The organism is Pandoraea sp. ISTKB (assembly GCF_001721285.1).
In the GTDB taxonomy this organism is placed as follows: Bacteria; Pseudomonadota; Gammaproteobacteria; order Burkholderiales; family Burkholderiaceae; genus Pandoraea; species Pandoraea capi.
Map to the genome: position 1 here is coordinate 12,792 of NZ_MAOS01000024.1, position 13,035 is coordinate 25,826.

Annotated in this window: 13 protein-coding genes; 4 read left to right on the forward strand and 9 right to left on the reverse strand. The window is 64.4% G+C overall.

Annotation, left to right across the window (positions count from 1 at the left end; genetic code table 11):
* Positions 1-9 precede the first annotated feature (9 nt).
* The 3 genes from arsB to A9762_RS06680 form a co-directional block, all read right to left on the reverse strand.
* The gene (gene arsB / locus A9762_RS06670; RefSeq protein ID WP_069341256.1) at positions 10-1,074 is read right to left on the reverse strand and encodes an ACR3 family arsenite efflux transporter; all 1,065 of its coding nucleotides are present in this window, start codon (positions 1,072-1,074) and stop codon (positions 10-12) included.
* Positions 1,071-1,412 (reverse strand): helix-turn-helix transcriptional regulator, encoded by a 342-nt coding sequence (locus A9762_RS06675; protein WP_069341257.1) that lies wholly within the window; start codon positions 1,410-1,412, stop codon positions 1,071-1,073. Before A9762_RS06675 ends, arsB begins: the two co-directional genes overlap by 4 nt.
* A gap of 102 nt (positions 1,413-1,514) precedes the next feature.
* Positions 1,515-2,414 (reverse strand): LysR family transcriptional regulator, encoded by a 900-nt coding sequence (locus tag A9762_RS06680; RefSeq protein WP_069341258.1) that lies wholly within the window; start codon positions 2,412-2,414, stop codon positions 1,515-1,517.
* Between the two features lie 134 nt (positions 2,415-2,548).
* On the opposite strand from A9762_RS06680, the gene A9762_RS06685 reads away from it, so the two are divergent.
* Both A9762_RS06685 and A9762_RS06690 read left to right on the forward strand, forming a co-directional pair.
* Entirely contained in the window at positions 2,549-3,286 is a 738-nt protein-coding gene (locus A9762_RS06685; RefSeq protein WP_069341259.1) for an SDR family oxidoreductase, read from the forward strand.
* Between the two features lie 70 nt (positions 3,287-3,356).
* On the forward strand, positions 3,357-4,259 hold the full coding sequence (locus A9762_RS06690; RefSeq protein ID WP_069341260.1) for an SDR family oxidoreductase: 903 nt from the start codon (positions 3,357-3,359) through the stop codon (positions 4,257-4,259).
* A 22-nt stretch (positions 4,260-4,281) separates the two neighbouring features.
* Here the strand turns inward: A9762_RS06690 and A9762_RS06695 are convergent, their stop codons facing one another.
* From A9762_RS06695 to A9762_RS06720, 6 genes are all read right to left on the reverse strand, one after another.
* Positions 4,282-4,923, reverse strand: a complete 642-nt coding sequence (locus tag A9762_RS06695) for a DUF1109 domain-containing protein (RefSeq protein WP_069341261.1) — start codon at positions 4,921-4,923, stop codon at positions 4,282-4,284.
* Positions 4,920-5,465 (reverse strand): sigma-70 family RNA polymerase sigma factor, encoded by a 546-nt coding sequence (locus A9762_RS06700; RefSeq protein ID WP_069341262.1) that lies wholly within the window; start codon positions 5,463-5,465, stop codon positions 4,920-4,922. Before A9762_RS06700 ends, A9762_RS06695 begins: the two co-directional genes overlap by 4 nt.
* A gap of 269 nt (positions 5,466-5,734) precedes the next feature.
* Entirely contained in the window at positions 5,735-6,514 is a 780-nt protein-coding gene (locus A9762_RS06705) for a YkgJ family cysteine cluster protein (RefSeq protein ID WP_069341263.1), read from the reverse strand.
* Positions 6,515-6,635: 121 nt separating this feature from the next.
* Positions 6,636-7,517, reverse strand: coding sequence for a CoB--CoM heterodisulfide reductase iron-sulfur subunit B family protein (locus A9762_RS06710; RefSeq protein ID WP_069341337.1), 882 nt, complete (start codon positions 7,515-7,517; stop codon positions 6,636-6,638).
* A 9-nt stretch (positions 7,518-7,526) separates the two neighbouring features.
* Positions 7,527-8,435: a succinate dehydrogenase/fumarate reductase iron-sulfur subunit gene (locus A9762_RS06715; protein WP_170836196.1), complete on the reverse strand. Its 909-nt coding sequence runs from the start codon at positions 8,433-8,435 to the stop codon at positions 7,527-7,529.
* A 95-nt stretch (positions 8,436-8,530) separates the two neighbouring features.
* Complete coding sequence (locus A9762_RS06720; protein WP_206093557.1) at positions 8,531-10,363, reverse strand: FAD-binding protein; 1,833 nt, start codon at positions 10,361-10,363, stop codon at positions 8,531-8,533.
* A 228-nt stretch (positions 10,364-10,591) separates the two neighbouring features.
* Here A9762_RS06720 and A9762_RS06725 point away from each other — a divergent pair, with 228 nt between their 5' ends.
* On the forward strand, positions 10,592-11,893 hold the full coding sequence (locus A9762_RS06725; protein ID WP_069341266.1) for an MFS transporter: 1,302 nt from the start codon (positions 10,592-10,594) through the stop codon (positions 11,891-11,893).
* Between the two features lie 184 nt (positions 11,894-12,077).
* Complete coding sequence (locus A9762_RS06730) at positions 12,078-12,905, forward strand: helix-turn-helix domain-containing protein (RefSeq protein ID WP_170836197.1); 828 nt, start codon at positions 12,078-12,080, stop codon at positions 12,903-12,905.
* The last annotated feature ends 130 nt before the right edge of the window (positions 12,906-13,035 follow it).

Consider the following 13,035-nt stretch of genomic DNA (forward strand, 5'->3'; position numbering starts at 1 on the left):
CTCATTGCCTCATTGCGATTCGTACCAGCGTTGCGATCGGTTGACGACGCCGACGACCAGCAGCATCACAGGGACCTCGATCAGCACGCCCACCACGGTGGCGAGCGCAGCGCCGGACTGGAAACCGAACAGACTGATCGCCGTGGCGACCGCCAGCTCGAAGAAATTGCTGGCGCCGATCAACGCCGACGGCCCCGCCACACAATGGACGACCCCCAACTTTCGGTTGAGCCAGTAGGCGAGCGCGGAGTTGAACAGCACCTGAATGAGGATAGGGATCGCCAGCAGCGCAATGATCAGCGGTTGCTTGACGATGGCATTGCCCTGAAAGCCGAACAGCAGCACCAGCATGAGAAGCAATGCGGCAACCGAATAGGGCCCCAGTGCGCCGACGACTCGCTGGTAAGCGGCCTCGCCGCGCGCCAACAACGCTTTCCGAACGACCTGCGCGATCACGACCGGCACAATGATGTACAGCCCGACCGAGATCACCAACGTATCCCACGGCACGGTGATCGACGACAACCCGAGCAGCAACGCCACGACAGGCGCGAAGGCCACGATCATGATGGCGTCGTTGAGCGCGACTTGCGACAGCGTGAAATAGGGATCGCCTTTGCACAACTGCGCCCAGACGAAAACCATCGCCGTGCATGGCGCCGCCGCGAGCAGGATCAACCCGGCAACGTAGCTATCGAGCTGATCCGCGGGCAGCCATCCGGCAAACAGATGGCGAATGAAGATCCAGCCCAGCAGCGCCATCGAAAACGGTTTGACGAACCAGTTCACGAACAGCGTGACGCCGATGCCGCGCCAATGTCCGGCCACCTGCCCCATCGCGCTGAAGTCGATCTTGATGAGCATCGGAATGACCATGACCCAGATCAGCAGCCCGACCGGCAAGCTGACCTGCGCGACTTCCATCGTGCCGATCGTCTGGAAAAGCCCCGGCAGCCATTGACCGAGCAAGACCCCGGCGACGATGCACAACGCGACCCACACCGTGAGATAGCGCTCGAAGAATCCGATGGCTGCCGGCGGCGACGCGACGACCGCCTTTTGCGAAAGGCTCATCGCGACTTCCCTGCCGTTTCGCCGACCTTGCAGGCGACATCAGGCAAACACGGCACACCACCGCAGCAGTTTTCCGTGAGGTAGCCGAGCAATCCGTTCATGGTCTCGAAGTGCGCCATGTAGATGATGGAGCGGCCTTCCTGTCGGCTCGTCAGCAAATCGGCGCGATGCAGTTCCTTGAGATGGAACGACAAAGACGACGCCGGCATCTCCATCAGTTCCGCAATGCGACCGGCGGGCAACCCCTCGGGGCCCGCCTGGACCAGCAAGCGGAAGACCGTCAGACGGACGGAATGCGCAAGCGCCGCCAGGGCAGTGAGTACGTTTTTAGTTTCCATGATTCGAATTTAGTCGAAATATGGAAATGTTGCAAACGGAAATTTCAGAACAGCAGCGGCACAGCGGGGAAAGCATTGACGGTCGGGTGTGCCCCGGCCGAGTCAAAGCGACACGTTTCTCGACTTGAATTCGTCGCCGGCCCACTCCAGGAAGACGCGAACACGCGGCGACAGTTGACGTTTGCGCGAATAGAGCAGCGACACCGGGGCAGACGGGGGGCGTGCGTCGGCCAGAATTTCGATCAGCTTGCCGGTTTTCAGATCGTCCTCGACATGGAAACGCGGGACCTGGGCAATCCCAAGGCCCAGCCGGATTCCGGCGAGGTAACTCTCGGTGCCGGTCACGATGAGCGGCCCTTTGAGCGACAGCGTCTGCAACCCGTTCGCGTGCTCGAACTCCAGAGGCGTCACCAGCCCCGTCGTAATGGAGCGCAGCCCTACCATGCGGTGCCCATCGAGCGCATCGATGCTGGCAGGCGTGCCGAACTTCGCCAGATAGCCGGGTGTTGCACAGGTCAGTCGCGTCAACGTCGCGACACGCCGCGCCACAAGATCGCTGTCCGGGAGATGGCCATATCGCACCGCGCAATCCACGCCTTCGTGCACCAGATCCACCCATCGATCGCTTTCGCTCATCGAAAACTCGATTTGCGGATAGCGCTCAAGAAACGCGGGCAGGCCCGGCATCAGGAAGTGACGCGCCAGCGTGCCCTGCACTTCCACGCGCAACTGCCCCGTGGGCTGCGCACCTCGAAATGCCCCTTCGGCGTCTTCCAGATCGTCCAGGATACGCACGCACCGCAGGTGGAATGCCTCGCCGTCAAGCGTCGGACGCACCACACGCGTCGTGCGTTGAAGCAGCCGCACGCCCAGTCGCGTCTCCATCTCCGCGATCACTTTGGTCGCCGTCGAGCGGGGAATCTCCAGATCGTTCGCGGCCAGGGTGAAACTGCGCCGCTCCACGATTCGGACGAAAAGCCGCAGGGCATCCAGACGGTCCATGACGCATTCTCCCGATCCGTTATTGTTCGCCATAGGGAAACAGTGACGTGCAATGTACACCGATTATCTCCGGACCGAAAGATCGCATAGTTCTCTCAACGCCGCGATCCCGCGGTCTCAATCGGAGAACTGCCATGACTTCCCTCACCAAAGTTGCCATCGTCACCGGTGCGTCGCGCGGTATCGGCGCCGCCATTTCACGTCATCTGGCGCGCGACGGCTTCACCGTCGTCGTCAACTACGCAGGCAGCACCGCAGAAGCAGAACGCCTCGTCGCCGACATCGAAGGCGCCGGTGGCCACGCCATCAGCGCGCAAGCCGACGTCAGCAAGCCCGCCGATGTCGCGCGCCTGTTCGACGCCACCGAAGCGGCCTACGGCGGCGTCGACGTCCTGGTCAACAATGCCGGCATCATGAAGCTCGCCACGCTTGCCGACAGCGACGACAGCCTGTTCGACAGCCAGATCGCCATCAATCTGAAAGGCACGTTCAACACGTTGCGTCAGGCTTCGCGCCGACTGCGCGACGGCGGCCGGATCATCAATCTGTCCACCAGTGTGGTCGGGCTGAAGCCGGAGACCTACGGCGTCTATGCGGCAACGAAGGCGGCGGTGGAGACGATGACGGCCATCCTCTCGAAAGAACTGCGCGGCCGCTCGATCACGGTCAATGCCGTGGCCCCCGGCCCGACCGCCACCGACCTGTTCCTCAACGGCAAGTCGCCCGAACTGATCGACCGGCTGGCGAAGATGAACCCGCTGGAACGCCTCGGCACCCCCGACGACATCGCCCACGCCGTTGCCTTCCTTGCCAGTCCGGCTGGGAGCTGGATCAACGGGCAGGTGCTGCGCGCCAACGGCGGCATGGTCTGAGTGCCGTCCGCCCTGCTATCGAACCTCGAAACCCCGTCACCGACTATCTAATCAGCCAAGGAGAATCACCATGAGCAAGATCATCCTCATTACGGGCGCATCGAGCGGCTTCGGCCGCCTTAGCGCTGAAGCGCTCGCCCGTGCCGGCCACACCGTCTACGCATCGATGCGCAACACGACAGGCCGGAACGCCCCGGTCGTCGAGCAGATGGCCGACTTTGCGAAGCGCAACGGCGCAGACCTGCGCACCGTCGACATGGACGTGCAATCGCAGGCCTCGGTGGACGCCGCCGTCGCCCGGGTCATCGCCGACACCGGTCGCATCGACGTCGTCATGCACAACGCCGGTCACATGGTGTTCGGCCCGGCCGAGGCATTCACGCCGGAGCAGTACGCGCAACTCTATGACGTCAATGTCCTGAGCGCCCAGCGGGTCAACCGCGCCGTGCTGCCGCAACTGCGCGCGCAGGGCCAGGGGCTGCTGGTCTGGGTGTCCAGCAGCAGTTCTGCCGGTGGCACGCCGCCCTATCTGGCGCCGTACTTCGGGGCGAAGGCGGCCATGGATGCGATTGCCGTGCAGTACGCCCGTGAACTCTCTCGCTGGGGTATCGAAACGTCGATCATCGTGCCGGGCGCCTTCACCCACGGGACGAACCACTTCGCCCATTCGACGACACCAGCCGATCAGGCGCGCGTGGCCGAATACGAAGCCGGCCCCTATGCCGGGTTCGGCGAACAAGTCCAGAAGGCCTTCGCCGAGATCGTGCCCGAAGACGCCGACGCCAGCCTCGTGGCCGAGGCCATCGTAAAAGTGGTCGACACCCCGTTCGGCAAGCGTGCGTTTCGCGTGCATATCGATCCGTCGGAAGACGGTGCGGACGTTGGCTTCACGGTACTCGATCGCCTTCGTGCCGAAATGCTGCATCGCGTCGGGCTCTCGGATTTGCTCAAGCCTCGCGCCAATACACGTTGATGGGTGTTGACCGGTGCATCCCTCACCAACGCAGCAACCTCGGCCCGAGCAGCGCACCGATGAGCGTGGGCAGCAACAGGCCGAGCAAGTACCACAGGCCCCAGAACGCCGGGCTCATCTCGGGGCAATGCAGGCAATAGACCAGCGTGCCGATGGCGCTCGCCAGCAATCCCGCCGCAGCGCCCGCCCGACGCGGGCGCGTCGGCGCCAGCCCTCGCATCGCCCAGATCATGGCGACGAAGCCCGGCGTCGACAGCAGCAGGATGTTGAACGGGCATGAGCGCCACGTCTGCCCGAGGAGCAGGCCGAGGCGCGCCTCCGGCACCGCCGTCGCCACCACCGCTGCGGCAGCCAGCCAGACGACGAGCACCGGTGCGCTTATCAACGGCAGCCCCATGCCCACACGCGCTGCCGGTCGCGCGAGTCGGCCGACGGCAACCACCGCGCCGACGGCCAGACTCAGCGGGAACGCCACCTTTGCCCAGAAAATCGGCGTCCGGGCCACCAGACCGATGTCCGGCCGAATCCCGTAGAGCGCCAGCATCAGCACCGCACCGCCCACCAGCGCAACGGCAATCGCCACGGAAAACCGTCGGGCCGCCACACCGCGCGGCACAGGCGACTCCCCCGCCGCGAGGAGATTCACGAATTCATCCGTTCTCATATCGCGCCCCTCACCAATGCCGCCAGCGCCTTCAGCCCGCGATGGATGCTGACCTTTACCGCCGACTCGCTCAATCCTGTCAGATGCGCCGCCTCCGCCACCGACAGCCCCTGCAACTTCACATGCTCGATCGACAACCGCTGCTTGTCCGGTAACCGCGCGAGCAGCGTGCCGATGTCACGACGCGCCTCCGCTGGCTCATCGTCGGCATACGCGAAGATGTCCTCGTCGCCGTCCAACGGCTCATGCAGTGCGTCGCGTCTCGAATGGGTGCGAAAGAAGTCCATCAGCTTGTAGCGGGCGATCGCATGAACCCACGCCGTCAAAGGCTCGTCCGGGCGGAACGTATGACGGGCGTTGTGCACGGCCAGCAGGATCTCCTGAACGAGATCCTCCGTATCGTCGCGAAAATGCGGAATCCGCTTGCGGAGATAGCCACGCAAGTGTCGGGTCAGCTCGATGAGGAACGAGCGATAGTCGGCCGAATTACCGGAAAGCCCGCTGGCAAACAGGGCTTTCAGGCGCGGCTCTGCGGAATACAAGGTCCAGCCTCCAGAATCACGGCACGCGTCGATTCCCGGTCCATGGCCGCCCGACAGGGGCGAGCCTGCGGCGTCGCCGGTCGTGCATGTCGCGCAGATAGCACAGGTAGCACATATCGACCTCAACGCCACGGCCACCGCTAAGCGAGCGATCGCTCACACCCGACGTCAGCCGGAAATCAGCCGGAATCTTATAACGCCACAATTCGGTAAGTTCGCTGGAAAACCTCCCCCGGTTACATCCCCTGAGAAAAATATCGTCCGGCGGATCACCCGGCCGGATGAAACGGCAGATAGCCGATGGTGTCCGGCAGACCGTCGCCGGGCAGCACAGCCAGCGCCCCGGCGGCCTGAAGGACATCCCGTGTGGGCGACCGGTTCGTCAGGAAGATCCATTCCTGATGGATCGAATCGGCGTCGATGTCCATGCCCTGCACTTCGACGAGTGCCGCCTCCAGAACGTGTGAAGGCGGCGTATGCACCGCGAACCCCTCGTTCGCCAGCGACGCGACGAAAACGCCGAGGCGATGACACAGCCAGGTCTTGCGCCCCATGTCCTCCACACTCGCCTGACGCGAGCGCGCCACCAGCGCCGCCGTCGGTGCATCGACCAGTGTCCCGTCGGTCATCAGGCGCGGCAGCGAAGGTGCCCACGCCTGCGGCGGACACGCCTTCTCCATCGGCACGAACGGCACAAACGGATTCACCTCTGCCGGATAGATGCGACAGACGCGTGGACGCACCTCGTACGCGCCGCACTTCATATCGGGTTCAAGATGCGGGCACGCCCCCTCGAACGCCGCCACCAGCGTAATCACTACGCGCACCGGCAACCCGCCGCTGATCGCAGCAACGGACCGCTCGCGCTTGTACCCGGCCATCCCGTCGAGGTTCTCCGGGTCTGCCGGCCACGGAATCGCCTCGCACAGCACCTGCACCTCGCCGCCGTTGCGGATCCATTGCAGCGCCTCGCCTGTGTCGACGGGCAATCGCAGGTCATGGCAACACTTGCCGCACATCGTGCAGGAGAAATGGTGAGTCGATGTCATGGGGATGCCGCGCGGGCGGCAGGAAAGGCAAAGTAAGACTCAGTTCGTTCCAGCCTTCCCGCCGGTTACATCCCATGACGAAATCTCCGTAGCCCGCCCAACGAACTCGGATGGTCCGGGGTTATGACGCCGGCTCTCGCACCCATTGAATCGGCTTTACCGGCACCACGTGCCGTCCCAGCCCGAGCGCCTCGGCGTCGAGTCCCAGGGCGAGCCCGACCAATTGCGGCAAATGCAGCACCGGGAGGTCCAGCGACTGGCCCAGATCCTTCGCCATATCGTCCTGATAGGTATCGAGCACCGTATGGCACAGCGGGCAAGGCGTTACGATCGCCTCGGCCCCTGCGGCCTTGGCTGAGGCCACATGACGGCCGCTCAGCTTGACGGGGATCACGTCGGTCTGGGCGGAGCAGTGAAAGCCGCAGCACGACGTTCTGCCGGAATACTCGACGGTCGAGCATCCGAGAATCTGCGCGAGGGTTTCGATCGAACGCACCTCGCGCGCGTCGGTATCGCCATACAGCGAGGGCGGCCGCACGATATGGCAACCGTAGAACGCCGCGATCCGATGCTCGCTCAGCGGTGTTCTGACCAACGAACGCAGCCTCGCCTCGCCGACCTCTTCGAGCAGATACCAGAGGAAATGCGTGATGCGTGCCGTGCCCCGGTACGTTAGCCCCTCCTGCGCCAGTTTGGCATTCACACGCTCGCGCAATGCGGGGTCGTCGTCCACCCGCTGCTTCGCCTCGATCAGATTCAACGTGCAGGTGTTGCAGATCGTCATCAGATCCAGCCCCTGCGCCTCGGCCATCGCAATGATGCGCACGTTGAGCGCCACGAAGCGTTCGACATCGGCGGCACGAATCTCACGACTGCCGGTACACGTCGCAGAACTCAGCGCGACCAGCTCGATGTCGAGACGATCGGCCACCGCTTGCGTCGCCAGCAGCAACTCGCCGCACGTCGTTCGGGCGCTGCACCCCGGATAAAAAGCAATTCGCATGACCATCCCTCAACGGAAGAAGATTTGCCGGATCTTTTCGATGCCCGCCACAGGCCGGCGCAGCAGCGCCGCCATCGGGCGAACCTTGCCTCGCAGCAGCAACCTGAGCGTGCGCGCCGGGCGTTGCAGCACCGCACGCCAGCCGCGCGTGCCCAGCACGAGCAGCATGGGCTCGATGCGCCCCCGTCGCGAAACGATCTCCATGAACGTGCGCGCGTGCGGCGACGCCTGCGGGTCGCTTGCATAAGCCATGCGCTTGAGCGGCTCGATGGCTGCGCTCACGATCGGAATATGCGCGGGACAGACCGCCTCGCACTGGTAACAGCTCACGCAGTGGTGCACATGAGCCTCTTTCAGAATCGTCGACACACGCGAGGCGTCGTCGCGAGCGTCGAGCGCCACGCGAGCGAGATGCACCAGCGGGGCCGGCCCGGCGAACGCAATCTCGTCCGGGAAATCGAGCACGGGGCACGCCGAATAGCACGCGAGACAGCTCAGGCAATCCATCGTCGACCTGAGCGTGGCCGCATTGGCCGCGTCGACCGGCTCCGGAAAGCCGCCATACGGACGCGAGCGCTGAAGCCAGGTCTGCATCGACACCAGCTTCGCCTCGGCCGGCCCGCGATCCACCGCCAGATCCCGGATACGCGGCAAGTGCCGCAGCGGTTCGAGGGACATCTCCGCCTCGGCCGCCTCCCAGCAGGCGAGCACTTCCTTGCCGTTCATGCGCACTGCGCAAGTGCCGCACTTCTTGGTACCGCAATACCACCGGTAGCCAATGTCGACGCCGAGCGTTTCCTGCACATAGTTCAGCGCATCGATAATGCGCATGTGCGGCACGTGCGGCACCTGAAAGGTCTGTACGTACGGCGCGGCATCCATCTGCGGATCGAAACGCGAGATGTGCAGCGTCACCATGGTCAGCTCATCGCCACCGCTTTTGCCAACTTCTCCCTGAAATTGCCTGACGTCCGAATACATGTGTCCCCTCGGTAAGAATGTTTGGGTACGGCTCACCACGGCACGCTGAAGTACTCCTGCCGCGCGAAGTCGGGGGCAATCGTGCCCACCGGGTACGACGCCTTGCGGAACCGGTAGTCGGCGCCGTCGCGCGCCACGATGTTCTTGCACTGCCACTCGGTGTTGTCGACGTACGGGAAGTCGGTGCGATAGAAGCTGCCGCGACTCTCCTCGCGCCGCAGGGCGCTGCGCAGCGTGACGTCGCAGACGTCGATCAGGTTGTGCACGTCCAGTGCGTCGAGCCACGCGGTGTTGAAGCAGCGCGAGGCACTCGGCGGCGTCATGCGCGGCAACTCGCGCTCGCGAAGCGCATCGAGCCGCGCCAGTCCGTCGCGCATCGTCTGACCGCTCTTGATGAGGCCGTACGCCTCGCCCATCAGGTCCCAGATGGCGGTCTTGACGTGCATGGGCGCGATGCCCGGTTGACCCGCCGCCTGTGCGGCGCTGGCGCCTGCGCTTGCCCCGACCCGAAGGCCCTCCACCCGGCTCGCCTCCTCGCGGATTTGCTGCGCAGTGAATTCGTCGTGACGGTGTCCGGTCGGCAGATGGCCTGCGACCGACTCTGCGGCAAGCCCCCCGTCGTAGATGGCGACGGCCAGACTGCCCGTGACATGCGCCCCCACACCCCCAGCCACCCACAACCCCGCAACGCTCGTGCGCATGGAGTGCGGATCGGACTCGATCCCGCCTTGCCGGTAGTGCATGGTCGTGCGCGCCTCGACCTTGTCTTGCGTGATGTCGAGCCCCAGCTTCTCGAACGCCGAGCCGGCATATTGATAACGCCGCAGCACATCGGCATCGACGTGGCTGTACGACGTGAAATACCCGCCGCTAAAGCGCGCCTTTCCTGCCAGCACCTGTTGCGTGAGCCGCTTGACCTGAAGCGTGTAGGGGGCGAGCGCGGCCGGCGCGTCGCGCGACTGCTCAAAGAAGCACTCGCCCTGCGCGTTGTACACGCGCGAACTCTGATCGGTGCCCACCAGCGGATTCGGATAGATGTGCAGACGCTGCCACGTCGGCGGATTCGCAAAGTCGCTGATGTGCCAGAACTGCATCTCCAGATTGGTCATCTCGGCGCCGGCGCGCAGTGCCAGCGCAATGCCGTCGCCGGTCTGCTCGCGCGTGCCGGTCGAGCGACGCACCAGCCGGTCGGCATGCCCCGTCGCCATGACGACGGCCTTGGCCTGCACGGCGAACAACTCGCCGCGCACGTAGTCGAGGGCCACCAGCCCGCACACGTCGCCATTGGCATTGCGCAGCAGCGAGGTGACCACGCACTCTTCATGCATCGGGATGCCCAGCGCCTGCAACTGCTTGCGCCGGATATCCATGAGCAGAATGCCGGTCTGCCCCTGCATGGGCGCAACGGCCCACCGCACCGGCGAATGGCTCATGGCGATATTGCCATTGTCGTCGCGCGAGAACAGCAAGCCGAGCGACTCCATCTCCGGATAGAACGTGTTCTCGATCCACTCCCCGGCCGCCGCCAGATAAGACTGGTCGACGAGAAAGTGGCTGTAGTACTTGGCAAAGAATTCGAGCGAGCTGGCCGCGTTCTCCTCAGTGCCGCCCAGCATCTTCGAGCCGACGATCACGGCGCCGGCCATGATCGACGCGCCGCTCTTGCCGACGAGCCCTTTGGAGATCAGCATTGGCTTCAGACCCAGGGCGTGCAGACGCAGCGCCGCATAGGTGCCGGCGCCTCCCCCGCCCACAACCACGACATCGCACTCGATCACTCTCATCGGAGCAGCGCCCTCCTTGGGCTGGTAGTGAACCGCAATACCTTCATTGTCGGCAGCCAGGCTCACCGCTAATGCAGCCATCGGGACACGCGGTCTACCAATCCGGCCAAGGTGACGGCGGCGATTGATGTGCCGGATGTGCCGGATGTGCTTGAAGTGCAGGAGGACGGGAAGCGTCGAACGCGTCGGTTTTGTCCGCTTTGCGATATGTGTTGTCCCGGCAGCGGTGTCCGCCATGCCCGGGAAGCGGTACGTTGAGGTGGGCCTTCAATCCCCTACGACAACGATCAGCCAACAGGAGACAACACCATGGATGCGACCCTGCGAGCCGTGCCGCACAACGAACGTGCGTCGCCCGCGAAATCGGTCATTTTGGGCGCGGGTATCGGCAACGCGCTGGAGTGGTACGACTTTGCGTCGTTCGTGCTCTTTTCCCGCTACTTCTCGACCCAGTTCTTCCACGCGGAGGACCCGACCGCCGCCTTCCTCTCGACCCTTGCCGTCTTTGCCGTCGGCTTTCTGCTGCGTCCGATCGGTGGCATTTACTTCGGCTGGCTTTCGGATCGCCGGGGACGACGCCTCGCCATGGTCGCCTCGATGGCCGTGACGGCCGCCGGCTGTCTCGTGATCGCCGTCGCGCCCACGTATGCGTCGATCGGCGTCATGGCACCCGCCCTGCTCGTTTTCGGCCGTCTGCTGCAAGGCTTCGGTCTGGGCGGCGAGATCGGCGCTTCGTTCACGTTCCTCGTGGAAAGCGCCCCCGTCCAGCGCCGGGGACTCTGGTCGAGCAGCATGTTCATCGCGATTACCGGCGGCTCGCTGCTGGCCACCGCAGTCGGACTCATCCTCACGCAAGTCTTTTCTGCCGACGAGATGACCCGCTACGGCTGGCGGATCCCGTTCTTTTTCGGCGCGGCACTCGGCGTGTATGCGCTCTTCCTGCGCGGCAGACTCAAGGAGACGTCGGCCTTCGAGCAGGAACAACACGACGCGCGCTCGGGCACGCACGAGCAAACGATGGTGCAGGCCATCTGGGAACACCGTGCGTCGGTGCTGCGGATCATTGCGCTGACCGCCGGGCCCACGCTCACGTTCAATACCTGGATGTCGGGGGCGATCACATTTGGCACCCATTTCAAGGGGGTCGATGCCCGGCAGGGGCTCTGGGCGCTCACCATCGGGTGTCTGGTCTATATGGCGGTACAACCGCTGTGGGGGGCGCTCTCGGACCGCATCGGCCGCAAGCCCAACCTGTTGCTGGGCGCTGGGGGTTCGGCGCTCGTCATCGTGCCGTTGCTGCTGCTCATCGATAACTCGTTTGCCCGGTTGACGCTTGCCATCTGCGGCGGGCTGGTCGTGCTCGCCGCATGGACCGCCATCGCCCCGGCCGTCTACGCCGAGCTGTTCCCGACGCGCATTCGCGCCACGGGCGTCGCCATCCCCTACTCGCTGACGGTGGCGATCTTTGGCGGCACAGCCCCCTATCTGCAAAACTGGCTCGCGGATCACGGCCATCTGGGATGGTTCGCCGCCTACCTGATCGCGCTCAACCTGCTCACGGTCGTGGCGGTGTTGCGCATGCCCGAAACCCGTGGCCAGCCGCTGGAATAAGCCTGCAATGACTCACCGGGCGGCCTGTAGGCATGGGGCCGCCCGTCGCATCCGGCCTCGTCCTGATTCGCCCCTGACCGTACTTCCGTGTCGCGCTTCGGCGCGCTTCAGTTCTCATTACCTCGCGTCACCCCGCCATCCCCCATGTTTACCCCCATGTCCAGCGTTGAGGGTTCGAGAAAAAATGAAACGGGCATCTCTCTCCCTTTCGGCCATGGGGCAAGTCATGCAGACCCGGATCATTACCGCACAGGATGTCGAGTTCTTCGAGTCCCGCATCTCGCCGGCCCCCATGGTGGGGCTCGCGTTCGAGTTCCCGTCCGGCGGCGGCGTCGAACCGCACGTGCATCCGTACGGTCAGGTGCTCTTCGGCGGCGAGGGCATCATGTGCGTCGACACCCCGCGCGGCACGTGGGTCGTACCCCCGCAGCGCGCTGTCTGGATTCCGCCGATGACCTTGCACGCTGTGCGGGGGCGGGCCTCGTTCGGCATGCATAACCTGCTGATCTCCCCGCACGCGGTCGCCGATCTGCCCAAGACGTGCGAGCCGCTGGTCGTCTCGAACCTCATGCGCGAACTGATCCTGCGCGCCGCTTCCACCGAAGAACCGTTGCTGCGCAAACGCCACGTCGACAAGTTCTTCGAGATCATTCGCGACGAACTCGAATTCATCGACGAAATGCCGCTTTCGCTGGAGATTCCCCGCGAGCGCCGCCTCGCGCGCCTGTGCACGGAGTTTCTGAGAGAACCGTCGGACAATCGCACCCTGCAGGAATGGGGCGATCATGTCGGGGCGAGCGCCCGCACGCTGTCTCGCCTGTTCACGCGCGAACTCAACCTCACATTCGACGAATGGCGGCGGCATGTCCGCCTGCAGGAAGCGCTCTACAGACTGGCCGAAGGCCGCGCGGTCTCGGCGGTGGCCAACGAACTCGGCTACGAGAGCACGACCGGCTTCATCGAAATGTTCCGCAAGTCGCTCGGACGCACGCCCGGTCAGTATTTCGCCTGAATTCGCCGCCCCGCTCCGGGGTAGCAGCACCCGAACCGCCCGCCTGTTCACCGGCATCGCTCGCCGTCGCCCGGCGCCGCACCGGCCGCCCTGTCGCTTTTAAGTCTTATATAAGACATAAGACATTTGA